Annotated in this window: 21 protein-coding genes and 1 pseudogene; 7 read left to right on the top strand and 15 right to left on the bottom strand. The window is 53.2% G+C overall.

The window, feature by feature from the left end; genetic code table 11:
• Positions 1-30: 30 nt before the first annotated feature.
• The 3 genes from mdtM to E1B03_RS04180 form a co-directional block, all read right to left on the bottom strand.
• Positions 31-1,272 (bottom strand): multidrug efflux MFS transporter MdtM, encoded by a 1,242-nt coding sequence (gene mdtM / locus E1B03_RS04170; RefSeq protein WP_103768504.1) that lies wholly within the window; start codon positions 1,270-1,272, stop codon positions 31-33.
• Positions 1,273-1,596: 324 nt separating this feature from the next.
• A complete protein-coding gene (locus tag E1B03_RS04175) occupies positions 1,597-2,247 on the bottom strand; it encodes a LysE family translocator (protein WP_103768503.1) in 651 nt (216 codons plus the stop codon).
• A gap of 48 nt (positions 2,248-2,295) precedes the next feature.
• A complete protein-coding gene (locus E1B03_RS04180; protein WP_133085720.1) occupies positions 2,296-3,111 on the bottom strand; it encodes an AraC family transcriptional regulator in 816 nt (271 codons plus the stop codon).
• 185 nt (positions 3,112-3,296) lie between these two features.
• Here E1B03_RS04180 and E1B03_RS04185 point away from each other — a divergent pair.
• A pseudogene (locus E1B03_RS04185) lies at positions 3,297-3,698 on the top strand (Rpn family recombination-promoting nuclease/putative transposase); the annotation flags it as partial.
• Between the two features lie 51 nt (positions 3,699-3,749).
• On the opposite strand, the gene E1B03_RS04190 reads toward E1B03_RS04185, so the two are convergent.
• A complete protein-coding gene (locus tag E1B03_RS04190) occupies positions 3,750-5,162 on the bottom strand; it encodes an aminotransferase-like domain-containing protein (RefSeq protein WP_133085722.1) in 1,413 nt (470 codons plus the stop codon).
• Positions 5,163-5,339: 177 nt separating this feature from the next.
• Between E1B03_RS04190 and E1B03_RS04195 the strand changes: the two genes are divergently transcribed.
• On the top strand, positions 5,340-5,504 hold the full coding sequence (locus E1B03_RS04195; protein ID WP_103768499.1) for a DUF1127 domain-containing protein: 165 nt from the start codon (positions 5,340-5,342) through the stop codon (positions 5,502-5,504).
• Positions 5,505-5,674: 170 nt separating this feature from the next.
• The gene (locus tag E1B03_RS04200) at positions 5,675-7,051 is read left to right on the top strand and encodes a hypothetical protein (RefSeq protein WP_133085723.1); all 1,377 of its coding nucleotides are present in this window, start codon (positions 5,675-5,677) and stop codon (positions 7,049-7,051) included.
• Between the two features lie 141 nt (positions 7,052-7,192).
• Here the strand turns inward: E1B03_RS04200 and symE are convergent, their stop codons facing one another.
• From symE to hsdR, 4 genes are all read right to left on the bottom strand, one after another.
• Positions 7,193-7,537, bottom strand: a complete 345-nt coding sequence (gene symE / locus E1B03_RS04205; RefSeq protein WP_133085724.1) for an endoribonuclease SymE — start codon at positions 7,535-7,537, stop codon at positions 7,193-7,195.
• A 350-nt stretch (positions 7,538-7,887) separates the two neighbouring features.
• Positions 7,888-9,261 carry a restriction endonuclease subunit S gene (locus E1B03_RS04210; protein WP_133085725.1) on the bottom strand — a complete coding sequence of 458 codons (1,374 nt, stop codon included), beginning with the start codon at positions 9,259-9,261 and terminating at the stop codon, positions 7,888-7,890.
• Positions 9,258-10,847: a type I restriction-modification system methyltransferase gene (gene hsdM / locus E1B03_RS04215; protein WP_133085726.1), complete on the bottom strand. Its 1,590-nt coding sequence runs from the start codon at positions 10,845-10,847 to the stop codon at positions 9,258-9,260. Before hsdM ends, E1B03_RS04210 begins: the two co-directional genes overlap by 4 nt.
• Positions 10,848-11,004: 157 nt before the next feature.
• A complete protein-coding gene (hsdR, locus tag E1B03_RS04220) occupies positions 11,005-14,514 on the bottom strand; it encodes a type I restriction-modification system endonuclease (RefSeq protein WP_133085727.1) in 3,510 nt (1,169 codons plus the stop codon).
• A gap of 197 nt (positions 14,515-14,711) precedes the next feature.
• Between hsdR and E1B03_RS04225 the strand changes: the two genes are divergently transcribed.
• Complete coding sequence (locus E1B03_RS04225) at positions 14,712-15,626, top strand: restriction endonuclease (protein WP_133085728.1); 915 nt, start codon at positions 14,712-14,714, stop codon at positions 15,624-15,626.
• Positions 15,627-15,832: 206 nt separating this feature from the next.
• Here E1B03_RS04225 and yjiA read toward each other — a convergent pair whose 3' ends face one another.
• The 4 genes from yjiA to E1B03_RS04245 all read right to left on the bottom strand — a co-directional run bounded on the left by yjiA (position 15,833) and on the right by E1B03_RS04245 (position 20,085).
• Positions 15,833-16,789, bottom strand: a complete 957-nt coding sequence (yjiA, locus tag E1B03_RS04230) for a GTPase (protein ID WP_103768492.1) — start codon at positions 16,787-16,789, stop codon at positions 15,833-15,835.
• 12 nt (positions 16,790-16,801) lie between these two features.
• Positions 16,802-16,996 (bottom strand): YbdD/YjiX family protein, encoded by a 195-nt coding sequence (locus tag E1B03_RS04235; protein ID WP_003830038.1) that lies wholly within the window; start codon positions 16,994-16,996, stop codon positions 16,802-16,804.
• Between the two features lie 106 nt (positions 16,997-17,102).
• Positions 17,103-19,253, bottom strand: coding sequence for a pyruvate/proton symporter BtsT (gene btsT, locus E1B03_RS04240; RefSeq protein ID WP_103768491.1), 2,151 nt, complete (start codon positions 19,251-19,253; stop codon positions 17,103-17,105).
• Between the two features lie 289 nt (positions 19,254-19,542).
• The gene (locus E1B03_RS04245; protein ID WP_003830032.1) at positions 19,543-20,085 is read right to left on the bottom strand and encodes a hypothetical protein; all 543 of its coding nucleotides are present in this window, start codon (positions 20,083-20,085) and stop codon (positions 19,543-19,545) included.
• A 191-nt stretch (positions 20,086-20,276) separates the two neighbouring features.
• Here E1B03_RS04245 and tsr point away from each other — a divergent pair, with 191 nt between their 5' ends.
• Positions 20,277-21,938, top strand: a complete 1,662-nt coding sequence (gene tsr / locus E1B03_RS04250) for a methyl-accepting chemotaxis protein (protein ID WP_133085729.1) — start codon at positions 20,277-20,279, stop codon at positions 21,936-21,938.
• A gap of 101 nt (positions 21,939-22,039) precedes the next feature.
• Entirely contained in the window at positions 22,040-22,642 is a 603-nt protein-coding gene (locus E1B03_RS04255; RefSeq protein WP_133085730.1) for a hypothetical protein, read from the top strand.
• 14 nt (positions 22,643-22,656) lie between these two features.
• On the opposite strand, the gene E1B03_RS04260 is transcribed toward E1B03_RS04255, so the two are convergent.
• The 3 genes from E1B03_RS04260 to E1B03_RS04270 all read right to left on the bottom strand — a co-directional run bounded on the left by E1B03_RS04260 (position 22,657) and on the right by E1B03_RS04270 (position 25,715).
• On the bottom strand, positions 22,657-23,172 hold the full coding sequence (locus E1B03_RS04260) for a GNAT family N-acetyltransferase (protein WP_133085731.1): 516 nt from the start codon (positions 23,170-23,172) through the stop codon (positions 22,657-22,659).
• Positions 23,173-23,224: 52 nt separating this feature from the next.
• Positions 23,225-24,586, bottom strand: coding sequence for an MFS transporter (locus E1B03_RS04265; RefSeq protein WP_003830025.1), 1,362 nt, complete (start codon positions 24,584-24,586; stop codon positions 23,225-23,227).
• A 214-nt stretch (positions 24,587-24,800) separates the two neighbouring features.
• Positions 24,801-25,715, bottom strand: coding sequence for a GntR family transcriptional regulator (locus tag E1B03_RS04270; protein WP_133085732.1), 915 nt, complete (start codon positions 25,713-25,715; stop codon positions 24,801-24,803).
• A gap of 137 nt (positions 25,716-25,852) precedes the next feature.
• Here E1B03_RS04270 and E1B03_RS04275 point away from each other — a divergent pair, with 137 nt between their 5' ends.
• The gene (locus E1B03_RS04275; protein ID WP_133085733.1) at positions 25,853-26,875 is read left to right on the top strand and encodes a zinc-binding alcohol dehydrogenase family protein; all 1,023 of its coding nucleotides are present in this window, start codon (positions 25,853-25,855) and stop codon (positions 26,873-26,875) included.
• The last annotated feature ends 8 nt before the right edge of the window (positions 26,876-26,883 follow it).

Below are 26,883 nucleotides of genomic sequence, written 5' to 3' on the forward strand. Positions count from 1 at the left end.
ACAACTCTGCAGGCCGGATAATCGGGCAGGTTAGTTTTCAGTGGCTAACGTCGTTGCCTCATGTTGGCGTACCCGCTTGAGTAAGCCTGCTAGCGTGAACACAACAGCGATCCCCGCCGCCACTGCCAGCAGATGAAACGAAATCCTGCCGCCGTTAAACCACAGCCAGCGTCCAATTTCGACAGAAACCGCCATCACCGTCAGGATCACCATATTTAATGATGCTGAGACCGTACCCTTCGGTAAGTTGTTGGAAAACAGCGTGAAGCGGAATAACGTCGGGAAGATCATCCCAATGCCAAACGCATACAGACTGGTTCCCAGCACCGACCACAGCCAGACGTGGGGCAACAGCAAATTGCCGGCAATCAGCACCGCCAGCCCGCTTAGTTGAATGGGTACTGCCCGCCAGATAAAGCGTGGTCGGGTTGGATCTTTCACAAAACGAACAACCACCATATTGGCGACGATCACCGCGCCAAACACCGGTGCCTGTGCCCAGGCAAACTCCGTTGTGCTCATACCGCCAGCGTCGATCAGGATCACCGGCGAGACCGCCACCCAGCTCATCATCGGGATATAGCTTAACGACAGCGTGGCTGCGCCAAACAGGAACACCCGGTTGCGGAAAACGTCGCGGAAATCACGCAGTACACCGCACGCACTGAACGGCACCGCGCCGCGCTGGACGGTTTCCGGCATGGCTAACGTTAACCCAATCAAGGCGATAAGCCCCATGACGGCAATGATGGCAAACAGGATCTTCCAGTGTACAAAGTGCATCAGCGCGGCCCCGGAGAGCGGGCCGATAACCGGCGCCACCAGCACAATGGAAGTGATTATCGCCATTAACTTAATGGCCTTCGTTTGCCCAAACGCCTCCTGCACCGTGACATAGCCTACGGTGGCAATAAAACAGATGCTGGTGCCCTGCACAAATCGGGCGACCAGAAATTGCGTCATTGAGGTGGTGAACAGCGTGGCAGCGCAGGCGAGCGTAAAGATTAACGCCCCCGCAATCAGTACCGGTCGACGACCAATCCGGTCGGAAAGCGGCCCCAGCAACCATTGCAGCGCCATGCCGCCCGCCAGATAGAGGCTGACCGCTGCGGGGGCCAGGCTGACGTCGGCGTTGAAATCACGCACCACGTTAATGATGCCTGGCTGGATCAGGTCCGTCGACAGATAGGCGGCGAAGTCATATAAAATCAACGCGACAGGAAAAAATAGCGTTGTGGCGCGTTGGGAGAAAAACGCGAGAATCCGTTGCATAAAACAGCTCCTTGTCGGGAGAAAACCCTCAACGGGAATAGCGAAATTCAATACCGTCTTTGAGACGTCAGACCGATGACAGAAAAAAGCAGACTGCAAATGTACTGAATTTCATGTAATCAAAAACGCTGCCTGCGCGAAGCGCAAACAGAAAATACGCTCACTGACGCAAGGTCAGAAAACGTAACGATTACAAGTAACAATCAGCACATCGCACCTCGGGAAGAGTAAGTTGAACGGGTAATAACCATCCGCAGTGTAATGCGGATTGGATATTAATTAAACGAGTTTATCCGGTTTATTTGCAGAAAATCGCCACGCAAATCAGACGACGATGCTCTGCAAAAATCGCAGCGCGATGGCACAACCGAAGATAATCAATACACCGCCGGCGATACGCTCTACCCATAATATCCCTCTGGTTAACCGTCGCTGGATCTGCGGTAAGCCGATGAACATCACGATCAGTAGATCCCAAAACAGCACTACGCTGGTCATCCAGATCCCGCTTATGGTTTGTTGCAGCAGTGTCACCGACGGGCCGAGCAGGGCGGTCATTAGCGCCAGATAGAACAGCGCATTTTTTGGGTTGAGCAGGGACGAACCCAGCCCCAGCAGCAGCTGTTTGCCAAATCCAGGACAGGTAGACTGGGCGTCTGCTCCGGTCAGCGTTTGCGGGCGGCTGCGTATCAGCAGGCTGCCAATCCACAACAAATAGAGCGCGCCCAGTAGCTCAATAACCGTAAACAACAGGGGAAGCTGGCGCAGGATCCCCCAACCGATAATCGCCAGCAGGATATACAGCCCGTTGCCGAAAGCGATCCCCACGCACAGCCCGGCGCTGCCGCGCATCCGGTAACGTACGGCGTAACCGACCAGTAAAAAGAAGTCCGGCCCAGGGCTAAGCAATGCGACGAAATGCGCCAGCGCCAGCGCGGGAAAAGCAGACGGAAAAAGTTCAGCAAGCAGTGACATAGCAACCTCAGACAATGAATCTGAGATAACCGTACGCCTGGCGCAGCGTTAATTATTGTCTGATATTGATCGTCCCTGGGCGTATTGGCGCGGTGTGGCGGCGGTGTAACGGACAAAGGTGCGATGGAAATGGCTCTGGTCGGCAAAACCGCTCTGGTAGCCGACATCGGCAATCTCGTCCCCGGCCCGCAGACGCTGGCGGGCATAGTCAATCCGCATGATGTTCAGATAACTTCCCGGCGTGAGCCCGGTGTCCTGCTTAAAGGTGCGGATTAGCGTCTCTTTACGCATGTGACACTCATGTGCCAGCTCATCGAGCGAGGGCGGGTTGAGCAGGCTGGACTGCAACCGCTCGCGCAGATACTGGCTGGTGGCGCTTAGACTTTCCGGTGTTACCGACTGCAACGGTAGTGAGCGCAGCAATGTTTGTGCGGCATCCGTTATCTGCGTCGTTTGCCGTTGCGGCATGAGCGCCACAAGATCCAAATAGCACTGGAATAATTGCGTATCGTGGATGACGGGAGCGTGCGTGCAAAGCAGTTGATTGTTGTTCTGCGCAGGCAGATTAGCAAGACACCAGCGGACATCAAGATAGAGCATGTGGTAGCTGCGAAGCTGCCCGTTGACGGGGTTACAACTGTGAGGCACCAGCGGCGGGATCACAATCAGATCGCCTACCTGTAGATAGTATTCCTTGCCATCGCACAGGCAGCACGTTCCCCCCTCGAGAATTGCTCCAATCGAGAGCTGAGAGTGGTGATGACGCTTATAGGCCTGCTGGCTTTGCCAGGTGCTGCGCATCTCCAGCCACGGCAACTGCTCATCACGCCAGAACGATTGTGGAATATCTCGGGTATGCGTCACATCGTGTCCTCCATGAAAGTGATGATTTGTTATAGCACAGGCCGGGAGGTGAAAAAGTGGGAATGTGCATTGAGATAGCGATTCTGCGTGACGTATTCCAGACAAATGCAGACGTTACATAGGGGCGTTTTTATCCCGGAAGTCGCCTCGCAAAGAGAGGGAATTGCAGGTAAGGGTGTGGTTTTCTTATGGGGTTGGTCGAGCAAATTGTTTCCCTGCTACTTACCGGACTGACTAATGACAGCCAGATAAAGACGCTGTTTAATTATATTTTACGAACTGGCGATGCACCTCGATTCAGTGAGTTTATTCGTAGGGTTGCCGAACGTTCGCCGCAGCATAAGGAGCATTTGATGACGATTGCGGACAGGTTGCATGAGGCAGGATTTCAAAAAGGATGGGTTGAAGGCAAGCTGGAAGGTAAACAAGAAGGCAAAAAAGAAGGCAAACTAGAAGGGCTGATAAAGGGGCGACATGATGAGGCGCTGCGTATTGCCCGCACCATGCTGGCAGATGGCATCGATATCAGCACGGTACAAAAAATTACCCGGCTTTCCGCAGAAGATATTCAGGGTTTAAGCCATTAGGAATGACTTAAACCACCTAATTGCCTGTTGGGAAGCGCCGGGCGCTCCGGTTTACTCTATCGCCATTTTTACCGCCTCGCCGAGCTTCTGCATCACTTCCTGATGCTTCTCGTTTGGCGGCAATGCACAGTTGATGCGTACGCAGTTGCGATACTTTCCGGATGCGGAGAACAGCGATCCCGGTGCGACCTGGATTTTCAGGCGACAGAGCTGCTTAGCGACGCAGACCATATCGACCTGCTGCGGTAATTCCACCCATAGCATAAAGCCGCCTTTCGGTCGGGTGACGCAGATCCCGCAGGGGAAGTATTCCCGTACCCAGCAGGTGTAGATCTCCATATTACGCTGATAAATCTGGCGCATACGCCGGATGTGCCGATGATAATGACCTTCGCGCACAAAGGTAGCCGCTGCCAGTTGTGTCGCGGGAACGTTAGTACCGATAACGGCATACTTCATGTGCAGCAGCTTGTTGTAATAGCGACCGGGAACCACCCAACCCACGCGCAGACCGGGGGCGACGGATTTGGTAAATGAACTGCAGAGTATTACCCGACCGTCGCTGTCCCAGGAGTGGATCGTGCGCGGGCGCGGGTACTCCGTTGCCAGTTCGCCATAGACATCGTCTTCAAAAATCACGATGTCGTGACGCTGGGCGAGGGCGAGCACTGCCCGCTTACGCGCATCCGGCATAATGAATCCGAGAGGATTGTTGCAGTTGGGAACCAACAGCACACCTTTGATCGGCCACTGATCCAGCGCCAGTTCCAGCGCTTCAATGCTGATCCCGGTGTCCGGATCGGTTGGGATCTCAATCACCTTGATCCCTAAGCCGCGCAGCAACTGCATTGTGCCGTAGTAGGCCGGTGATTCAACGGCGACAATATCTCCGGGCTGGCAGACCGTCAGCAGCGCCAGCGACATTCCGCTCTGACTGCCGCTGGTGATCACAATATCGTCTGCATTGACCACCGAACCGCCGTCCAGCATCAGTCGTGCAATCTGCTGACGCAGCTCACGGCAGCCGGAGATTTCATCGTAGCCCAGTATCGCGCGCAGATTATGCTGCGCTACGCGGCTGAGTTCGCGCCACAGCGGCTTCAGGCTCGGTTGATCAATGTCGGGCACGCCGCTGCTAAACGGAATTATCGATTTGTCCGCGTTGCCCTTCAGCATGTCCAGCACCTGATCCCACTGGGTTATCTCGACCGGACGCTGCACCGGGCGCGACATCGGCGGCACGGGCGGCTGCGCTTTTTGTGGCGCGACAAAATAACCGGAACGCGGTTGCGGCGTGATCAACTGGAGTTGTTCCAGCGTCTGATAGGCCTGCTGGACGGTACTGATGCTCACCCCGTGCTCCTGGCTCAGGCTGCGCACCGAGGGCAGCTTTTCGTCATGGCGATACAGCCCCTGCTCAATGCGTTCGGCCAGCAGATTGGCCAGATGTTGGTAACGCGTCATGCTGTATCCCTCATGGGTACCATACAGATTAAAAAACCAGTACAGATTGGCGTGAAAAAAGCGATGCAGAACTCTTTTTAACCATTCTGTATGTTAAATAAAAGTACTTTGTGAGTCTGTATTGTTCAGGACCAGATCCGTGAAGATAAAGCCTCTGGCAAGGCGGGGAGGCAAGGTATGGAATTTCACGAGAATAAAGCAAAGCAGCCGTTTATTGGGTTTGTACTGATCTGGCGGGCATACAAGGCGTGGCGGCTGCGAGCGCAAACGCGGCGTATATTGCAACAGATGAGCGACGAGCGGCTGCGGGACGTAGGGCTGCGACGCGATCAGGTGGAGTGATTAGTTGTCAATTGACAGATGTCTGGAGCGGGTTGAGCTGTTTTTCCAACCTGCTCATTAAAAAATACCACTGGCGAATGATTTACCAGAACAGGACAACACGATCTTCTGACATAAAAGGGTTTATTCAACGCTTAACCTTACCTTAAAAGTCGTAGGGGGAATGCGCAATGAATAAAAAAATGACGCGGAGTTTATATCTGGTATTTATGACCAGTTGCGTGATGATGGTGGTGAGTTGCAGCAGTAATAAACCGGGAGTGGTCGCGCAAGAGTGGTCAAAAAATACCAGTCAACTGGGGATTTATCCGCTATACCCCCCAAGGGAACGCTTCTTCCCTGGAGATATCTATATTGTCCCGATTGCGAGTGACAGAACGATAAATCGCTTACCCGCAAAATATTATATGATCAGGCCATTGCGCTACGATCACGTAGATATGAGCAAAGAACTGAGTAATGAACAGCAGGTCATGGAATTGCCGCTGACGGGAACAATGCCTGATGGTAAGGGAGGAAATAGCATACCTGAACCCTTCTATCCTTATCCCGAAAGCAAAAAACGTATTAATGGTGTTGTGGCATTTCCTGGTTTTACATTTGCGTCCTCAACTGAAGGGGCTTTAGGTATCAATGTTCCGACAGGAGCATGGGGAATAGCAGGTGGAGCCGGAGGAAAAGCGAATTATACCGTCTCATATTCGGTGCCTAATGCTGAAATGATCAGCATCGATCTGCGGCGTGCTTTGCAAAAGTATCGAGAGTATCGACACTCATTATCAATTAATAATATTTACGATCTTTATTATCTGCAAGAGGTGATGAACGCCAGAATTAATGGTTTACGTTCGCGTGATTCACAATATAGCGATCTAAAACCGGGTATTGTTTTTGTAACTGATGTTTATTACACCAGACGCATTAATGTTTCAATCACGTCTGATAAAGGGTTTAGTATGCAGGGGTCGGCAACGGTTGCCAGGCTGGTGGAATTATCAAAACAGGCGCAGGATATTGAAAACGAACTGGTAAAAATTAAACCCTCTGTCGGCGGCAGCGGCAGTAGTGGAGGATCCAGCGGCTCTACGCCGGAGAACCAAAATGGGCAGTCGTTACAGACTCAGCTTACTGCTCTGCAAAAATCTATGTATCAACTGGCGCAGTCAATGACGCCTTCTGCCCCGGGGGCTTCGGGAACCGTCACCAGCGTTTCCAGTATGGGAGTCTCGATGGTACAAACATTCCCGTATCCGGTCGCTATTGGCTACAGTGCGATAAGCAGCAGCGTTGCTGGATTTATCGAGTTTAACCCACTGTTTATTTCAGAAGTGGGGGCATCTGTTCCGTTACAGACTCCCTCAACACAACAGCCCGCAGGGAGAGCGTCCGCGCAAAAAAAACCGTCAGTGAAGCCTGTGGTACAAAAAGCAACACCGGCTGTCACCCCGCGTCGCGACCTGACGAGTCAGGGAGAGAATGCACACCCTTTCAATGGCAGAACGACTATACCGCTTGATGTCAACACGCTGACGGATCTTCCTGAGTAAAGGCGGAGCAGAACGATAAAAATGTAGATACCTTATTCCGCTAAGGTGGGACGTGCCGGATGGCGGCTGCGCCTGATCCGGCCTACGGGAAAGTCCCATTTGTAGGCCCGGTAAGCGCAGCGCCACCGGGCATCAGGGCGGTTATTTCTGCCTGAGCGACTTCGCCGAAATTACCTCGATAAACTCCTGTACCTGCTGTTGCTTACGCGCCGACAGCTTGCACACCCGACGCAGCGACTGCAATAACGCCGGTTCTTCCGGCTCCGGCAGCTTTGTCGTCAGCACAATGCAGCCGGGCATCACTCTGACATCGAATCTACAGCCGGTGGCGAAACCGGCGGCTTCCAGCCACTGGCCTTTCATAATAATTGCCGGAACATGCGTGTAATCCGGATAACGACTCGCATAAGTGACGGTACCCAGACGATTATTTGCCGGGGAGACTTCTGGATCGCACGGATCTGCAATAGAATGGACGGTAGTCATGATGGCTATTCCTGATAAATAGTGATTGTGATGAGTGATATGGCCGTGTTCCCGCACGGTCATATCGCGCTAAATACCTGTATATATCATCAGTAAATAAAAGAAAAGTCCAGCTGAAAATAGACTGTAATGGGAATGTTCAGGAATAAACTGGATATATTTTTGATGGTTATGATTGCGGGAAAATAATATACACAAAATCATTCGAGTTGCATCAAGGCGGCAAGAGAACGAGTCCCCAGGAGCGTATATAAATACGTGACTGGGGTGAGCGAACGCAGCCAACGCCGAGGCAGCTTGAAGGATTAAGTGTAAAAAAGCGCACCGGTCAGGTGCGCTTGAAATAAGTATCAGGCTTTTTTACGCGAGGTTTTTTTACCGCCGCTGGCGGCGCGTTCGGCCTTGATTTTTTCCAGCAGCGCGGCGGCGCTGTTTTCACCGCTGATGAGATCAGGGTTGTCAGCACGCCACTGGGCGGTAAGCTCGCCGCGGAAGGCCTTCGCCAGGATTGACTGGGTGAGGTTGTTGACGCGGGTCAGGGCGCTGTTGACCTGCTTTTCAATGGTGTCGGCGTAGGCGAAGAGCTGTTCGACGCGGCGGACGATTTCTTGTTGTTCTAAAATATCTGGAACATTTATAGTAAATGATAAGAATTTTTTTTGAGTTAGGTTCATACCGCTGTCAGAAGAACCTGTTTTTATTCTTTCAATTATTTCTAAATATTTAGGGGAGTTTAAACACCAATTTAAAAAACCACTTAATATTTTTTGATGGTTAACTCTGACTCTATAAACCTTATCACATATCATCAGGTATGGATAATCTTGATTAACTATACAAGTAATCCCACATCTAGAGCGAGGACCTGCACGTGTTATTAAAATATCATCTTTTTTTAACGATAAATTAAATTTTGGTGCTAGCGATGATGGTAATTTTTTATTCCCGTCACTAATAAAATACCCCGGTTGTACGGCAGTGGTTTTAATTACACCCCATTCATGTTTGTCTGCCGGATAATTTTCACATTTTGGGCTCCAACCTTGATCTATGCTGTTTATCAATGCTTCTAGCGTAGTAGGCGTTGGTGCATGTATTTTCTTGTTTTCTCGCCACTCTTTAGTTAAGGAGCCATATACAGCTGTAGTTAATACCGCCTGACGAAAACGTTTCAGGATTTGTGGGATTTGCTCAAGACGTGCTTTGGTACTGTCTACCTGCGCCAGCAGCGTATCGAGTTTTTCGGCGATTATTTTTTGCTCCTGAAAAGGAGCTATAGGAACATGGTATGTAGCGACTCTTTTGGGCTGCGCTCTTGTAAGGGAACCACCAACTCCAGAAACATCGGAGCAAAGCAGATCTCTAAAAGATTGTGTTTGTAAAAAATAGGTCAAAAAACCCTCATGAATTAACGGTTGCCTAATTACAATCCATTCTGATGAACCTATTTGAGGGAACTCTGTGTTTTCTTTTACGCACCACACACGATTAATACGAGGATTAATCTTGCATAATAAAATATCTTTAAACTTAATATATTGTTTATTGGAAGCTATATCCTTTCCCAAGAGCACTTCTGGGGAACCAGATGCAAAACTGGGGACGCTATACAACTCGAATGTGTCCTCTTGGAACGATTTTGGGTTAAAAGTTAATGAGTTATAATTATTAACATCACCAATTGTACTTACACACCAATTCGTTGGAATATTTTTTAAACTCATTCCTTCACCTCACCAAATGCTTCATTCAGCAACTGGCGCTGCGCATCCGCTTCATCGCCCGCGCCCAGCTCGCGCATCAGTGCATCCAGCTCGCCCAGCGCCTGCACCAGTTCGCCCATCGCCTCTGCCGCCAGCACGTCCGGCTCCGGCAGGCTGTCGGCGTCAATGCTGTCCTTATCCTTCAGCCAGGAGATATCCAGTGAATCGGATTTCGCCGCGCGGATCCACTCGCGGCTGAACTTGCGCCAGCGGCTGGTGGCCTGGTGCTGGTCGGTGTTTTTGTTCTCTTCGCTGTCGGCGACTTCGCTCTCTTCGGCGTTAAAGCTCCACTCGCCTTCGGTACGCGGGCTTAAGCCGTGCGGATCTTCACCGTAGACGGTTTCAAACGGCTGCAGGTGCTGCTCGGTAAACGGCGTGCGCTTGCCGAAGCTCGGCATATTGGTCCGCAGGTCATACACCCACACGTCATCGGTGCAGTTTTTATCCTGGTTCGGATTGGCTACCGTGCCTTTGGTAAAGAACAGCACGTTGGTTTTGACGCCCTGGGCGTAAAAGATGCCGGTCGGCAGACGCAGGATGGTGTGCAGATGGCATTTGTCCATCAGGTCGCGACGAATATCGGTACCCTTGCCACCTTCAAACAGCACGTTATCCGGCACCACCACCGCCGCGCGGCCGCCGGGGCGCAGGGTTTCGATAATATGCTGCATAAAGCACAGCTGTTTGTTGCTGGTCGGGTGGACGAAGGTGCGGGTAATGTTGGTGCCCGCGGCGCTGCCAAACGGTGGGTTGGTGGCGACAATATCGGCCTGCGGTAAATTCTCGCCGTCGCTGCCCAGCGTGTTGCCCAGACGGATGGCGCCGCCGTGGTCGAGGTTGCCTTCGATATCGTGCAGCAGACAGTTCATCAGCGCCAGACGACGGGTGCCGGGCACCAGTTCAAGGCCGATAAACGCGCGGTGGATCTGGAAATCTTGAGTGTCACCATCAAGGTCATCCAGATCGTGAGTCTGCGATTTCACATAACGGTCGGCTTCAATCAAAAAGCCCGCCGTTCCCGCCGCCGGGTCCTGCACCACTTCACGCGGCTGCGGCTTCAGCAGATGGATAATGGTTTTGATCAGCGGGCGTGGGGTGAAGTACTGGCCCGCGCCAGATTTAGTTTCGTTAGCGTTCTTTTGCAGCAGCCCTTCGTACATATCGCCGAAGTCGTCGCGGGACTTACCGTGAGCGCCGTTGTACCAGTCCAGTGAGTCCATACTGCTCACCAGCTCGGTCAGCTGCTTCGGTTGAGTGATGGTGGTGTTGACGTTCTGGAACACTGCCTGCACCAGCTTTTTCTCGTCCGCGCCCAGATGTACCAGCAGGTTACGGTAAAACTGCAACTGCTCCTGGCCAATACGCGATTTCAGGTCATCCCAGCGGTAGCCTTCCGGCAGGTAGTCCGCTTCCTGGCCGGTCTCTTTGCACATTTTCAAAAACAGCAGCGAGGCGAGTTCATTGACGTAGTTTTGATAGGAGACGCCGCCGTCGCGCAGGTTGTCGCACAGTTTCCACAGCTTGGCGACCAGATCGTTATTGTTCATTGAAGATCCCATTTGACATGGCGACCACCATTGTGGGTCGCAAAAGTGATTGAGCGTTTCAAATGCCTGATGGCGCTTCGCTTATCAGGCCTACACGTAACCCTGTAGGCCGGATAAGGCATCGCCGCCATCCGGCGAAAACGGGGATGATACCCTCTTAAGCCAGTTCGTCCCAGATGTAATCGCTGAACTTATCCAGCACGCTGTCGAGGTTGTCGTCAAAGGTGCGTTGTAACATTGGCTTACCGCCGCGGCGGTGGAAATTGCCGGTTTTGAACACGTCGTCGTCGAGCACCACTTTCTCTTTTAGCGCCTGCGCTAAACGGTCGAGCCAGCTTAGCTGTTCGTCGCTCCAGTCGTTCTCGCCTTTGATACGCGCCAGCGCGTGGTCGACACGTTCGTCGAACGGTTTGAGCGCATCGCCCACCGCCGCACGACGGATATGGCCAATCAGCCTGGCGGCGATATCCTGATTGCGCGTTGCTTTCCACGCGCTGCGCAGGGAGGACTCTTCAAAATGCTGGCGGTCAAACCACTCCTGCAATTCCACCAGCCCTTTACGGGTGAGGTCGCGCGGGCGATTGATCACCGCCTGCAGCGCCGGCTGGGCGTTAGGAGCGTGTTGCACCAGCGCATCGAAGGCTTCGAGGAAATCCTGCGGCGTGTCGTAATCGCCGTACAGCGATTTGACGCTTACCACCTCATCGTCAATATCGAGGAAAATAGGGGCCTCGCGCAGGGCGTTGATATCGGTTTTAAGCCTTTCGAGGCGGGCGATAAAGCCGGGAAGCTTATTGAAAATCTCGGCGCTCCAGTGCGGCCCTTTTTCCCGCAGGCGTGAGGCCAGGCCGCCGAAGTTGACGCCTGCGGCATCCAGGCAAAGTTCGTCCAGACGACGTACTTGCTTATCCACCGTTTCGCTACGGTCGCGGTTAAAGGTGGCGAGGCCGATAATGCGCTGCAGCTTGGCGACTAACTGCTCATGACTGTGCTCGGCGAAGCTGCGACCATCCGCTTCGATAGTTTTATAGGTTTCTGAGTCGGTAATTTCGTTGACCAGCGTTCGCAGCTCCACCTGCGGACGCACAACCACCGGGCGCATGGTGTCGACGCTTTCCAGCGAGCTGTAGATATCCACGCAGTCGAAAATCTTAAAGCTGGTTTTCCCTACTGACGGGCACAGACGCGTGGCGCGACCCTTCATCTGCTCGTAGAGAATGCGGCTTTTGACTTTGCGCAGGAACACAATATTACAGATAGACGGAATATCCACGCCGGTGGTTAGCAGGTCGACGGTGACCACGATATTGGGTAGCCGCTCTTTGTTGAAGCGGACGATCATGCTTTGCACTTTCTTCGCGTCTTTATCGGCATCACCGGTGATCTTGATGATCGCGTCGTGCTCCAGCTGCGGGTACTTTTTCTTAAACGCGGTACGCAGCTCATCAACCACCATGTCGGCATGGGCGTTGGTGACGCAGAACACCAGCGTTTTTTGCTGCCCGGTGGGATCCAGATATTTGGTGAGCTCGCCGCATACCGCGCGGTTAAACGCCGGGATCACCAGGCCACGGTTAAAGTCGGCGACCTCAAAATCCTGATCGTCGGCCAGCGTGTCGTTGATCAGCTCGCCCTGTGGGTTCAGGCGTTCCACCTGTTCACCTTCGGATAGATAGACGCCATCCTGCGCGTTGCGGGTGACGATCTGAATAGGCGGATCCTGGTCAATCAGGTAGCCGTCGATCACCGCCGTACGGTAGGTATAGCGGTAAACCGGTTCACCGAAAATATCGACCGTGTGCAGCGCTGGCGTAGCGGTCAGGGCAATTTTTACCGCATCGAAGTGGTCGAGAATGCGACGGTAGGCGGAAACGTAATCCAGCTGGCTGCGAAACTGCAGCTCGCCTTCGGTCTGCTCTTTATCGAGAATGTAGCCGCGGTGTGCTTCATCGACGACGATACAGTCGTAGCGGCCGACCGGCATCGGTTCATCAGATTGCAGCGTGCGCTTGACCAGAGACTGCACGGTGGCGACGTGGATTTTGGTGCTGTCTTCCGGGAATTTGTCGGTCAAGCCTTTGATATCAAAAATGCTGTTAAAGGTGTCGCCGTTAATGCGTGTGTCTTCAAACGACCCCAGCGCCTGTTCGCCAAGCGAGCGACGGTCGACCAGGAACAGAACGCGTTTGAAACGCTGCGACTGGATCAGACGGAACATCAGGGCGATGGCGGTACGGGTTTTACCGGTACCGGTCGCCATTGCCAGCAGGATCGCTTGCTGGCCGTTAACGATAGCCTTTTCCACCGCGCGGACGGCATCTTCCTGGTAATAGCGCAGGCCGAGTTCGCTCATTCCGGGGTTTTCAGTAAACCACTGGTTTTGTTTCTGCGGGTCGCTGCCCAGCATATCCAGCAATTCTTCCGGGCGATGCCATTCCGGCAACGCTTTTGACATGTTGGTGGTGTGGCGGACGTCGCGATACCAGATGCCGCTTTTGGTCTTCATCGCCGCGCGGTATTCGCGCCCGTTGGTGGAATAGCAGAAAGGGATTTTAAAGCGCTGTTTACCGCTGGTGTCCTGCCAGCTGATTTCATACTCCGGCACGGCTTCGTGTACTTCGTCGGGAGCGTAGTGCTCCAGCAGCGTGTCGCGTAAGAAGGCGTTATTGAAGTATTTGCTGTAGCGGTAAGATTCGTTGAGCTTGCTGGGCACATCGGTATTTTTGCGTTTTGCTTCAACGACGGCAATGGGCTTAAGGCCAACGAACAGCACGTAATCGGCAAAGCCTGTTTTACCCGTTTCATCTGTACCCGTCGGCCATTCGGCTATCGCTTTGTTGACGCCGGGTTCCGGGCGAGCGCCTTTGGCAAAGCGTAACGTTTTGCTATCAGCCTGCCAGCCCGCTTTACGTAACTGGGCGTCAATCAGGAAGCGACTCTCTTCTTCGCTGAGATTCAGCGTGCGCTTGATAGCCTGGTCGGTGATCTCTTTGTGGTAGGCCTTACGTTCCTGTTCGGTTTGCTTCGCCAGTTCGGCATCTTTTGCCGCAAGCTGTGCCTCCAGCGCGGCCAGACGCGCTTTGGTCTGGGCTTCGGTTTCCTGTTGCTTACCTTCGAGAACGGCAATGTAGCCATTGAGTGCAATTAAGCGTTGCTGCTGAGCTTCCAGCTCTGCCTGGCTGTGTACTTTTTCCTGTGCCTGTTGCTCCAGCTGCTGTTTGAGAGTGAGAACTTCAGCGTGGTAGCGATCCTCGCCGTGCTCAGGCATCACAAACGTTGGCACCGGGAAATCGTAATCTTTGGTCACCAGTCGGTAGTACCAAACGGCAAGACGGAATCCGAGGCGCAGACACATCTGGGCATCATCGAGATCGTTATGGTATTCGTGAACGGCCTGATTGCCGATACGGCGAAGCTTATGGAAAACGGAAAGGATGCTGTCATCAATAAACGCAATCTTGCCCAGTTCGCGCAGCAGGTCATGCTGGTTTTCGCAGGCGGGTATATCCAGCAACTGGCCGAGATGTTTCGCGGTGGCTTCGCCAAACATGCGCATTTTAATGAGGGTGGTGTTGGGGTCGTCGGGGTAATTATTTTCCGCCGCGCAGGCAATGGCATAAATGAAGTCGTTAACGCCTTTCAGAAAAACGAAGTTGGATTTTTCCATTGTTATCTATCCAGATCCTGAGCGGGGATGAATCTATTACCCCAAATCGTAATGGGAGCTATCAGGCCTCATGGTAGCCTTCATGTTCCGTTCAATCAATGAACGATAAGAGAGTAACCGATTCTTTCTTAATGTGTTATTGAGGAATATAGTTCCTGAGAGGGTTATCTGATTTATATCAATGGCAGGGATGATTTATGGCTGTTCCAACATATGACAAATTTATTGAACCAGTGTTGCGTTTCCTGGCCACTCGACCCGAGGGCGCTTTGGTCAGAGAGGTGCGTGAAGCCGCAGCCGAAATGCTTGGGTTAGATGAACAGCAGCGTGCAGAGACGATTACCAGTGGGCAGCTAACGTATCAGAACCGCACCGGTTGGGCGCACGATCGCCTCAAACGTGCCGGATTCTCGCAAAGTCTATCACGGGGAAAATGGTGTTTAACACCCGCGGGAATGAGCTGGGTTGCCTCGCATCCGCAGTCGATGACCGAGCAGGAAGTGAGCCATTTTGCTTTTGATTTTAACGGTGTGAAGCTCAGTAAGCAGGCGGATGCGGTGGCGTTAGATCCACAGCCAGAATCGATTGAGGAGGGTGAGCTTGCCCGAAGCAGCCCGGACGATCGCCTGGAGCAAGCGCTCAATGAGATTCGTGAATCTGTTGCCGAAGAGCTTCTGGAGAATCTGCTTCAGGTTTCGCCCGCGCGTTTTGAAGTGATTGTGTTAGATGTACTGCATCGCCTGGGATATGGCGGTCATCGCGGTGATTTGCAGCGCGTAGGGGGAACCGGCGATGGTGGCATTGACGGTATTATCTCTCTCGATAAGCTCGGGCTGGAAAAAGTCTACGTTCAGGCCAAACGCTGGAAATGTACCGTTGGGAGCGCTGAAGTCAGAGGCTTTTATGGTGCATTGCCTGAGCAAAAAGTGAAACGTGGTGTCTTTATTACCACCTCTGGCTTTACGGCGCATGCCAGAGACTATGCTAACAAAGTCGAAGGTCTGGTGCTGGTGGATGGCGACAGGCTGGTGCATCTGATGATTGATAATGATATTGGCGTATCCTCACGTTTACTCAAGTTGCCAAAGCTCGATATGGATTACTTTGAGTAGTGGTAACACTGGAACCTGATTGCGGGTAATGGTGATGGAACACGTTGTGGGCATCCGTGTTTCTTCTGGCCAAGAAATCAAGTGACTTTTGTGGCTGCGTATCAGCGCTAAACCCATGCCGGATGGCGGCTGCGCCTGATCCGGCCTACGGGGAGAGTCTTTTCCTGGCCCGGTCACATCGCGCCACCGGGCAATTCAGCAGGGGATTACTTCTTCAATCCCGCAAATGCGGCTCTGATCTCGTCTTCCGGCAGGTTAATGCCAATAAACACCAACAGGCTGTGCGGTTGTTCATCGCCCCACGGGCGATCCCAGTCGGCGCTGTACAGGCGCTGGACGCCCTGGAACAGCAGGCGGTTCGGTTCGCCTTCAATCCACAGCATGCCTTTGTAGCGCAGCAGTTTCTCGGCGGATTCCAGCAGCAGGTTTTCCATCACTCGCGACACGTCGCTGATGTTCACTGGATAATCCAGTTCGACGACGATCGAGGTGATATCGTTTTGCTTGTCGGCGATAAAGTGGAAGCGCGGTTTGGCGCTGACTACGTTCTCTTCCAGCATAAAACCATTGGTGTCGAACAGCAGGGAAAGGTCGATGTCGCCATGCGTCACGGTGTAAATCGGCGCACGGGCGTTGATGCGCGCCAGGCGCTCACGCAGTTTTTCGCTTTCACCTGCGACGTCGGTTTTGGTCAGCAGGATGCGGTCGGCATAGCCTACCTGCGACTGGGCGATGGTGAACTGGTTCATCTGCTCATCGGCATGTACCGCGTCAACCAGCGCAATTACGCCGTCCAGCAGGTAGCGTTCGCAAATCACTTCATGGGAGAAAAAGGTCTGGATAATCGGGCCGGGGTCGGCCATACCGGTACACTCGATCACCAGACGGTCGAAATTGATGGTGCCTTTATCGAGGTTGTCGAGCAGGTCTAACAGCGCGTCTTCCAGCTCACTGGAGCGGGTACAGCAAATGCAGCCGTTGGTCAGAGTTTTGATCTGCGTAGCGCGATCGCCAATCAGCTGATCGTCCACCGAGACTTCGCCGAATTCGTTTTCGATGACGGCAATCTTGTAACCGTGCTGCTCGTTGAGAATATGGCGCAGCAGGGTGGTTTTACCCGCGCCAAGAAAACCGGTGAGTAGGGTAACTGCAATCGGGGTCATTCACTTCTCCTTCTAACAGCAACTGCTTCCGCCGCTACCGTAGCGGGCTTCCTGGCGCTCACGGAAGAATTCTTCGTAGGTCATGTACGGCTTATCGGGATGGTTGGTCTTCATGTGCTCGACGTAGTTGTCGTAGTCCGGAATACCAATCAGCATCTTCGCCGCCTGACCGAGATACTTTTTTGCCTGACCTAAAGTACCAAACATAAATCGCCCTGTTAATGAATAAAGCCGGATGGCGGCTTGCGCCTGATCCGGCCTACGTTAACTTTACTTTGTAGGCCGGGAGCGCTGTGCGTCACCCGGCTTCAGGTTAGTGGTGTGAAGATGTCTTCACGCCGCCTTCCGGCACCGGTACATACGGCGTCTCTTTATCAGAGCGACCGTTGATGGCGCGGGCTTTCTGCCAGGTACGGAACCCGTAGAAAATGATGCTGTACACCACCACCAGGAACAGAATACTCAGTCCTGCGTTGGTGTAGTTGTTCACGACGATATGGTTCATGTTGGCAATCTGCTGCGCGGTCAGTTCGCCGCCGTTAGCAATCTTCTCTTTGTACTGATTCGCCATAAAGAAGAAGCCTTCCATCTGCGGGTTGGTGCTGAACAGTTTCAGACCCAGCGCCCAGGTGGTGCAGATAAGCAGCCATACAGCCGGAACAACGGTAACCCAGATGTATTTGGTGCGTTGCATTTTGACCAGCACCACGGTGCCGAGAACCAGCGCCACGGCAGCCAGCATCTGGTTAGAGATACCGAACAGCGGCCACAGGCTCTTAACGCCGCCCAGCGGGTCAACAACGCCTTGATACAGCAGATAACCCCACAGGCCGACGCAGCCCGCAGTACCTACAACGCCTGCAACCAGGGAGTCGGTTTTCTTCAGGAACGGGACGAAGTTACCCAGCAAATCTTGCAGCATAAAGCGGCCAGAACGGGTACCTGCATCCAGTGCGGTCAGGATGAACAGGGCTTCGAACAGAATACCGAAGTGGTACCAGAAGCCCATATCAGCCATTGGCAGCACTTTGTGGAATACGTGAGCAATACCGACAGCCAGCGTTGGTGCGCCACCTGCGCGGTTCAGAACGGACGGTTCACCGATGTCTTTCGCGGTCTGCAGGATCTGCTCAGGCGAAATCACGAAGCCCCAGGAGCTGACGGTCGCTGCCGCATGTGCGGTAACATCTTTCAACTGCGCCATAATCAGCGGTGCGTTCTCGCCGCTCATTTCATGCAGGTTCGGCATGGTGATGCCAAGGCCCGCAGGCGGGGTGTTCATCGCGAAGTACAGACCCGGTTCGATGATAGACGCAGCAACCAGCGCCATAATCGCTACGAAGGATTCCATCAGCATCGCGCCGTAACCGATAAAGCGCGCATCGGTTTCACAGGCCAGCAGCTTCGGTGTAGTACCGGAAGCAATCAGCGCGTGGAAGCCAGACACTGCACCACAGGCGATGGTAATAAACAGGAACGGGAACAGAGCGCCTTTCCACAGCGGGCCAGTACCATCAACGTACTGCGTCATTGCCGGCATTTTCAGTTCCGGGTTGAGGATAACAATCCCCACAGCCAGACCGACGATAACGCCGATTTTCAGGAAGGTCGCCAGATAGTCGCGCGGCGCGAGGATCAGCCATACCGGCAGCAACGCAGAGATAAACGCGTAACCGATCAGGGTAAAGGTAATGGTGGTATCTTTAAAGGTCAGCGCCGGGCCCCAGTACGGGTCGTGCGCAATCACGCCGCCGAAGTAGATTGAGGCTACCAGCAGCACAATACCAATCACCGACACTTCGCCCACACGCCCCGGACGCAGGAATCGCATGTAGATCCCCATGAACAGCGCGATAGGTACGGTTGAGCAAACGGTGAACACACCCCACGGGCTTTCCGCCAGCGCTTTTACCACGATCAGCGCCAGTACGGCGAGGATGATGATCATGATTAAGAAGCAGCCGAACAGCGCAATGGTTCCTGGGATCGGGCCCATCTCTTCTTTGATCATCTCACCCAGAGATGCGCCGTTACGGCGGGAAGAGATAAACAGTACCATGAAGTCCTGCACCGCACCGGCCAGCACGACGCCTGCCAGCAGCCACAGCGTACCGGGCAGGTAGCCCATCTGCGCGGCCAGTACCGGTCCAACCAGCGGACCTGCACCAGCGATAGCAGCAAAGTGGTGACCAAACAATACGTTACGGTTGGTTGGAACGTAGTTCAGACCGTCATTGTTGATGACCGCCGGCGTGGCACGCGTGGGGTCAAGTTTCATCACCTTTTGGGCGATGTACAGGCTGTAGTAACGATAGGCCACCAGATAAACAGAAACTGAGGCGACCACGATCCATAGGGCACTAATGTGTTCACCCCGACGTAATGCCACTACCGAGAGGCAGAATGCACCGATGATTCCGAGAATCACCCAGGGTATGTGCTTGAATATCTTTTTCGTATCCATAGTAAAACCTGGTATCTAATTAATAATTGGCCGAAGCCGCGTGGGTTTGATCTTATGTTTGAGGAGGTTATTTGACTGCTATGTTGGGGGGATCTTGCCAGAGAATTACGCGCGTAAAGTAAGGTAAATAAGTGAGCGGTTGTATGTCAGCTTAAGCGGTCCCAAGTGTCAGTGAGCGGTAAGCAGTGGGGATAAACGGGGGAAGTTATGTGATTGAGATCACGGCATTATAGCGTTTGCCTGTCTACATGCCGTGTTTTCCCACTGACAAAGCATCTCACCGAGAGACTCAGATTACGATATAACAGTAAGGCGTATGTTCGATGTCTCTGAGCAACACATGTTTCTTACGTGATTTAGTCAGGTAATATTTTTCATCCAGATAGTAGTCAATGAGTTCATCGAGGCGCTCTTTATCTATCCGGGGCGTTACCCCCAGCGTCCAGAAGCTACGCAGTTCTAATTCCGAACGTTTAATTTTTGCGCTTTTAACCAAATCAGCAATCATATTTCTGACGCAACTTGTCGGATCCTGGTTCTGTTTGAGTTCAAGCGCTATGTAGCTATCCTGCGTCCAGCCTTTTTTCCGCAACAAGAAATCTGCACGCACAGACAATCGCTGTGGATTTTTTCGCAGATCGCAAGCGAGGGTTTGTTCACGCCACCATTCATGACCCGTCGAAGCCAACAGATTGGCAAATTCTATCTGCATCCAGACTTCCCAACCGGAGATGTTGTACTGATCGATGATATTGAGCTTTTGGCGAATATCTTCACGTTCAAAAAAGTGGTGTGCGAGGGTGGATAGGTGATCAAAATCGCGATTTAACATAGAAGCATCCTTTCCTTAAAAAACGGGAATCCTACACCTAAGGTGCAACATAACGACTAATTTTTTGCGTAATTTGTCATAGGGAACGGTATTTGATGCGAAAACGTTAATTCGGTGGCAATTGCTGGCACCTTAAAGTTTTCTCTTTCCAGGCCGAAAACCAGAGTATCTGTCTAGCGGAAAGAGAAAACATGTTAAAACGAATGAAGATTGTTACCAGCTTACTGCTGGTATTGGCGCTGTTTGGCCTTTTACAGCTCGCCTCTGGCGGCTTGTTTTTTAACTCACTTAAGAATGACAAAGAGAACTTTACCGTTCTGCAAACTATTCGCCAGCAACAGTCTGCGCTGAACGCCACCTGGGTTGAGCTGCTGCAAACGCGTAATACCCTGAACCGCGCGGGTATTCGCTACATGATGGATCAGAGCAATATCGGCAGTGGCGCGACCGTTGCCGAGCTGATGCAAGTCGCCAGCACGGCGTTGAAGCTGACGGAAAAAAACTGGGCGATTTACGAGTCGCTCCCGCGCGATCCGCGCCAAAGCGAAACCGCGTTCCAGGAGATCAACCGCACCTATGACATCTATCACGGTGCGCTGGCGGAGCTGATCCAGCTACTCGGTGACGGGAAGATCAACGCCTTCTTTGATCAACCGACGCAGAGCTATCAGGATGGCTTTGAGAAGCAGTACATGAGTTACATGCAGCAGAACGATCGCCTGTATGACATCGCGGTGGAAGATAACAACAGCTCTTACAGCCAGGCGATGTGGGTACTGGTCTGCGTGCTGATTACCGTACTGGCGGCGATTATTGCGGTGTGGTTTGGTATCAAACTGACCCTTATTTCCCCAATGAACCGTCTGATTGAAAGTATTCGTCATATTGCCAGCGGTGATTTGGTGAAGCGTATTGAGGTGGAAGGTTCCAACGAGATTGGACAACTGGCGGAAAGCCTGCGCCATATGCAGGGTGAGCTGATGAACACCGTGGGTGACGTGCGTAACGGTGCCAACGCGATTTACAGCGGGGCCAGCGAGATTGCGATGGGCAATAACGATCTCTCCTCGCGTACCGAGCAGCAGGCAGCATCTCTGGAAGAAACCGCAGCCAGCATGGAACAGCTGACGGCGACCGTGAAGCAGAACGCCGAAAACGCGCGTCAGGCCAGCCATCTGGCACTGAGCGCTTCTGAAACCGCGCAGAAAGGCGGCAAAGTGGTGGATAACGTGGTGCAAACCATGCGCGATATCGCTTCCAGTTCGCAGAAAATCGCCGACATTATCAGCGTCATCGATGGCATTGCCTTCCAGACCAATATTCTGGCGCTCAACGCCGCGGTAGAAGCCGCACGTGCGGGCGAGCAGGGCCGTGGTTTTGCGGTGGTTGCGGGTGAAGTGCGTAACCTGGCCCAGCGTAGTGCGCAGGCCGCGCGCGAGATTAAAAGCCTGATTGAAGACTCGGTCAGCCGTGTGGATGTGGGTTCAACGCTGGTTGAAAGCGCCGGTGAAACCATGGATGAAATCGTCAATGCGGTAACCCGCGTGACCGATATCATGGGTGAAATCGCCTCTGCTTCTGATGAACAGAGCCGTGGTATCGACCAGGTCGGTCTGGCTGTCGCTGAGATGGATCGCGTAACGCAGCAGAACGCCTCGTTGGTGGAAGAATCCGCCGCCGCCGCTGCAGCGCTGGAAGAGCAGGCCAGCCGTCTGACCCAGGCCGTTGCCGTGTTCCGTATTCAGCATGACCAACAGCGCGCACGTGACGTTGCCGCTGCAAAACCGGTTTCAACGGTCCAGCCGCGCAAAGCTGCGGTAACCGATGCCGGGGATAACTGGGAAACGTTCTAAACCTGTGATGCCGGATGGCGCTGTCGCTTATCCGGCCTACGGGGTAAGCAACGTGGCTGCCGGATGGCGCTGTCGCTTATCCGGCCTACGGGGTAAGTTACGTGGCTGCCGGATGGCGCTGTCGCTTATCCGGCCTGTGGGTAAGTTACGTGACTGCCGGATGGCGCTGTCGCTTATCGGGCCTACGGGGAAGTTACGTGGTTGCCGGATGGCGCTGTCGCTTATCCGGCCTACGGGGTAAGTTACGTGGCTGCCGGATGGCGCTGTCGCTTATCCGGCCTGTGGGTAAGTTACGTGACTGCCGGATGGCGCTGTCGCTTATCCGGCCTACGGGGAAAGTTACGTGGTTGCCGGATGGTGCTGTCGCTTATCCGGCCTACGGGGTAAGCAACGTGGCTGACGGATGGCGCTGTCGCTTATCCGGCCTACGGGGTAAGTTACGTGGCTGCCGGATGGCGCTGTCGCTTATCCAGCCTACGGGGAAAGTTACGTGGTTGCCGGATGGCGCTGTCGCTTATCCGGCCTACGGGGAAGTTACGTGGTTGCCGGATGGCGCTGTCGCTTATCCGGCCTACGGGGTAAGTTACGTGGCTGCCGGATGGCGCTGTCGCTTATCCGGCCTGTGGGTAAGTTACGTGGCTACCGGATGGCGCTGTCGCTTATCGGGCCTACGGGGAAAGTTACGTAGGCCCGATAAGGCGTAGCCGTCATCGGGCAACTAGCGCAGCATCAGGCGCATGGCGCAGCGTCGTTCGTACGTCTGCCCGTGCGCTACCTCTTCAGCTCTTTTTTCGCGCAATTCCGGCGAAAGCGTCTCTTCAGCCAGCATTTCAAATCCCAGTCGTGCATACAATGGCGCATTCCACGGCACATCGCGGAAGGTGGTCAGCGTGAGCGACGTATAACCTTTCTCGCGTGCCTGTTCGGCAACATAGTCAATCAATCTGCGGCCAATACCTTTTCCCTGCCACTCCAGATGCAGTGAAAGTTCAGCAATAAACAGCGATGACCCCAGCGTTTCGGCAACCAAAAAACCGACCGGACGCCCATCGACCTGCGCCAGCCAGCTCATACCAGCAGCGGCAAATCCCCGATGCTGAGCAGCCGAGATAATCTGGTCGTCAGCAATCCATGCCAGTTCGGGGATGAGTAAAAAACGTTGCCCCGCAGATCGTTCGATGGCGGGGAGAGTGGCAGTGTCTGCCAGAGTAGTGGTGCGCAAGGTGATGTTCATATGAGGAGCATAACATGCCCGATAAGCGCGGTGTTATCGGGCATCTGGAGGTTTAATCTTTACGCGGGTCGCTAATGGGTTGGCGCACCAGGAAGATGTAGGCGAGGGCGCCCACCATGGTGACGCAGCCGCAAATGATCAGCGCCAGGCGGAAAGAGTTAGTGGTATCAACAATAAATCCGGTGACGATCGGCGCAAACGACGCGCAGATAAAGCTGGCAAAGTTCTGGATACTGCCCACGGAAGCGGTCATGCGTGAGGCGACGGCGACGTGGATCAGGCCCCAGCACGAGGTACCGGCGAAGTGGATACAGAACAGCGCCATACCGATCAGTAACACGGCGGCCATCGACGTTGTGGCCTGCGGCACGACGAAGGTGAAGGCCGCTGAGCAGAACATCCCGGCGATAATACAAATCTTACGGCTCTTAATCGGCGCCATACCGCCTTTCACCAGCCAGTCGGTGACAAAACCGTTAATCAGCATGCCGGCTGCGCCAAACAGGAACGGGATCGCCGCCATTAATCCGGTGCTTTTTAAATCCAGGTTGTAGGAGGTTTGCAGGTAGCCTGGCAGCCAGGCCAAATATAACCATGCGGTATAGTTGATGCCGCTAAAGCCCAGCATCATGCCCCACATGGTACGGTTGCGGAACAGGCTGCGCCATTCGGCAAAACTTAGCGGATCGCGGCGGGCATTAACGCTGCCAGCGTTCAGGTACGCTTGTTCCGTGGCGCTCAGCTCAATTTGCTCGCGGTTGCGATACAGCATGTACCAGCCGATGGCGAGGAAAATACCCAGTACGCCGATGGTGATAAACATCCAGCGCCAGCCCATTACCAGCATCATGGCGGCCAGAATCGGCGGGCTAATGGCAACCCCGATGGTCGAGGCGGCGTTGAATAATCCCATCGGGCGACCGCGCTCTTTGATGTTAAACCAGTCGTTGATGACCTTTACGCCGCACGGGTTCATCGGCGCTTCACCGATCCCCATCCCGATACGCACCAGCACAAACTGAGTGAAGCTGTGCACCATGCCGGACAGCGCCTGAAACAGCGACCAGAAGAACATCCCCAGCCCCAGCATAATGCGCGGACCTTTACGATCCAGCAGCGGACCGCAGGGCAGTTGCGCAATACCGTAAGCGAGAGAAAACACCGACAGCAGCACGCCGATTTGCGTGGCGCTCAGCCCCAGTTCTTCACGAATCGTTAAGTTGGCGACCGACAAAGAACTGCGATCGAGGTAATTAATTACCGCAGCAAAAAATAATAAAATCATTGCTGTGGTCTGAATACGTTTTATTCGGCTACTGCGTTGCACCATGCCTTCAGGCGGAACATTAATATCCGCAGATGACGACGTGCCAAACGAAGAACTCGGGTCGAGGGTAATATTATTTTTTTCCACGCCGGACTCCTGAACCTCAATAATTTATTTTTCACACAGCCATGCTGTGCAGTATTGAAAAAAATACCAGTGATGAATCAATTTGCTCATCACCGCTCACAAAAGTTTTTAATGCAGTCGACTTAGCGTGAGCATAGGCAAGAGGTATTTTTCAGGCGTTTTTATTTTTATAAAATCGTGCTCCCGGTAATGGTTTGCTGTTTTTTATCGGTACTTAATGGGTGGCGCGGTGACTCTGGTTGATGGAGCGAATCATTGATTGTTTGGCTGAATTCAAATGGTTACAGAGCGCCAGGGTGGCATCCAGGTCGCTGCGGCAAATCAGCGCGCTGAGGATGGTCATATGCTCATCGATGGCAATGATATTGCGTTGTTTGAGATCGCTTTCATCCCATTGATAATGGAAATGGAAAATCACGGAAATTATCTCAAGTGATTGATTAAAAAATATATTATCGGCTGCGGAGAGCAGCAAAGCATGAAATTCACGGTCTAGCTGCGAGAACATACGAAAGCTGCTGCCGATGCTGTCGCGCAGGATCCGGTGGCGTTCCAACAGCGTTTTAGCCTGCAGCCAGCGCGGGTCATCATCGGGCAGATTGAGAAAATGCTGCAGGGAATGGGTTTCCAACATTTCTCGGAGTTCAAACAACTGCTCTGCATAGGCCTGATCGAACTGCTTCATGCTCCACTGACCGCGTTTTTCATTTTTGATCAGGTTGTAACGTTCGAATTTTAAAAGATATTCCCGCACGACTACCGGACTTACGCCCGCGGCTCTGGCAAGCTGCAGTTCGGAGAAGCTCTCGCCCGCGCGCAGCTGGCGCTGGTTGATCATGGTGAAAAACGCCTGCTCAAAAATCCGGTTTTGTTCGGTCAGGGAGGCGGAGGTGCAGGCAAAACCGTCGTCATGGTCGGGTTTACGCACGATGACATAGTGGCTGCTGACCTGGGTCAGTACGCCGCACTCGACTAAATGGCTCAGCATATGGCGCACGGTGGTACGGCTGATGTTGTACATCTCCGCCAGTGCGCTTTGCGACGGAAGCGGGGAGGGGATATGACCACGAGCCATATCATCGATTATCTGGTTAATCACATTGTGGCGTAAGTTCTGCGAACGGCTCATGGCTTCTCCTTTTTGGCTATTAAAACCCGATTTAAAACATTTTTATGCGCTGAATTTCACAGATTGTGTTTCTCCTTTCTCCGGCTTTTTTATTTTCGTTGATATCTGGGGCAACAAAAAAACAGGAGAGCAGAATCATGTCTACGATGAATACGTTGATTTGCCAGGAACCTAAAAAATTAGTCTGGAAAGAACGTGAAATACCTATTCCGGATGAGGGTGAAGCATTAATAAAAATTAAGACGGTAGGGATTTGTGGTACCGACATTCATGCCTGGGGAGGCAATCAGCCTTTTTTCAGCTATCCACGTGTATTAGGTCATGAAATATGTGGGGAAATTGTCGGGCTGGGAAAAAATATACAGAATCTGAAAAATGGTCAGCAGGTGGCGGTTATTCCTTACGTGGCCTGCCAGCAGTGTCCGGCATGCCTGAGCGGGCGTACCAACTGCTGCGAGAAGATTTCAGTGATTGGCGTGCATCAGGATGGCGGTTTCAGTGAATATCTTTCTGTTCCGGTGACCAACCTGCTGGATGCGCAGGGGATTGACCCGCAGGCGGCGGCGCTGATTGAGCCTTACGCCATCAGCGCACATGCGGTACGCCGGGCGGCGGTGGCGCCAGGTGAGCAGGTGCTGGTGGTCGGTGCCGGTCCGATTGGTCTGGGCGCTGCGGCGATTGCCAAAGCCGATGGCGCGCAGGTGGTGGTTGCCGATACCAGTCCGGCGCGCCGGGAGCATGTGGTTTCCCGGCTGGGACTCCCGGTTATCGACCCATCCGCTGACGATTTTGATGCGCAGTTGCGTGACCAGTTTGGCGGTTCGCTGGCGCAAAAGGTCATTGATGCCACGGGGAATCAGCATGCGATGAACAACACGGTGAATTTGATTCGCCATGGCGGCAGCATCGTTTTCGTTGGGCTGTTTAAAGGTGATTTGCAGTTCTCCGATCCTGAGTTCCACAAAAAAGAGACCACCATGATGGGCAGTCGTAACGCCACACCGGAAGATTTCGCCAAAGTGGGGCGTCTGATGGCGGAAGGCAAACTGACCGCTGACATGATGCTCACGCACCGTTACGCGTTTACCAAACTGGCAGAAATCTATGAGCGGGATGTGATCAACAACCGTGAACTGATTAAAGGCGTGATCACGTTCTGAGAGGGTAA

Origin of the sequence: Citrobacter arsenatis, assembly GCF_004353845.1 — a bacterium.
GTDB lineage: Bacteria > Pseudomonadota > Gammaproteobacteria > Enterobacterales > Enterobacteriaceae > Citrobacter > Citrobacter arsenatis.

What these genes read in the sequence shown, in the direction of transcription:
- mdtM (WP_103768504.1), bottom strand. Translation starts at nt 1,272, where the DNA reads ATGCAACGGATTCTCGCGTTTTTCTCCCAACGCGCCACAACGCTATTT.
- E1B03_RS04175 (WP_103768503.1), bottom strand. Translation starts at nt 2,247, where the DNA reads ATGTCACTGCTTGCTGAACTTTTTCCGTCTGCTTTTCCCGCGCTGGCG.
- E1B03_RS04190 (WP_133085722.1), bottom strand. Translation starts at nt 5,162, where the DNA reads ATGACGCGTTACCAACATCTGGCCAATCTGCTGGCCGAACGCATTGAG.
- E1B03_RS04195 (WP_103768499.1), top strand. Translation starts at nt 5,340, where the DNA reads ATGGAATTTCACGAGAATAAAGCAAAGCAGCCGTTTATTGGGTTTGTA.
- E1B03_RS04200 (WP_133085723.1), top strand. Translation starts at nt 5,675, where the DNA reads ATGAATAAAAAAATGACGCGGAGTTTATATCTGGTATTTATGACCAGT.
- symE (WP_133085724.1), bottom strand. Translation starts at nt 7,537, where the DNA reads ATGACTACCGTCCATTCTATTGCAGATCCGTGCGATCCAGAAGTCTCC.
- E1B03_RS04210 (WP_133085725.1), bottom strand. Translation starts at nt 9,261, where the DNA reads ATGAGTTTAAAAAATATTCCAACGAATTGGTGTGTAAGTACAATTGGT.
- hsdM (WP_133085726.1), bottom strand. Translation starts at nt 10,847, where the DNA reads ATGAACAATAACGATCTGGTCGCCAAGCTGTGGAAACTGTGCGACAAC.
- hsdR (WP_133085727.1), bottom strand. Translation starts at nt 14,514, where the DNA reads ATGGAAAAATCCAACTTCGTTTTTCTGAAAGGCGTTAACGACTTCATT.
- E1B03_RS04225 (WP_133085728.1), top strand. Translation starts at nt 14,712, where the DNA reads ATGGCTGTTCCAACATATGACAAATTTATTGAACCAGTGTTGCGTTTC.
- yjiA (WP_103768492.1), bottom strand. Translation starts at nt 16,789, where the DNA reads ATGACCCCGATTGCAGTTACCCTACTCACCGGTTTTCTTGGCGCGGGT.
- E1B03_RS04235 (WP_003830038.1), bottom strand. Translation starts at nt 16,996, where the DNA reads ATGTTTGGTACTTTAGGTCAGGCAAAAAAGTATCTCGGTCAGGCGGCG.
- btsT (WP_103768491.1), bottom strand. Translation starts at nt 19,253, where the DNA reads ATGGATACGAAAAAGATATTCAAGCACATACCCTGGGTGATTCTCGGA.
- E1B03_RS04245 (WP_003830032.1), bottom strand. Translation starts at nt 20,085, where the DNA reads ATGTTAAATCGCGATTTTGATCACCTATCCACCCTCGCACACCACTTT.
- tsr (WP_133085729.1), top strand. Translation starts at nt 20,277, where the DNA reads ATGTTAAAACGAATGAAGATTGTTACCAGCTTACTGCTGGTATTGGCG.
- E1B03_RS04260 (WP_133085731.1), bottom strand. Translation starts at nt 23,172, where the DNA reads ATGAACATCACCTTGCGCACCACTACTCTGGCAGACACTGCCACTCTC.
- E1B03_RS04270 (WP_133085732.1), bottom strand. Translation starts at nt 25,715, where the DNA reads ATGAGCCGTTCGCAGAACTTACGCCACAATGTGATTAACCAGATAATC.
- E1B03_RS04275 (WP_133085733.1), top strand. Translation starts at nt 25,853, where the DNA reads ATGTCTACGATGAATACGTTGATTTGCCAGGAACCTAAAAAATTAGTC.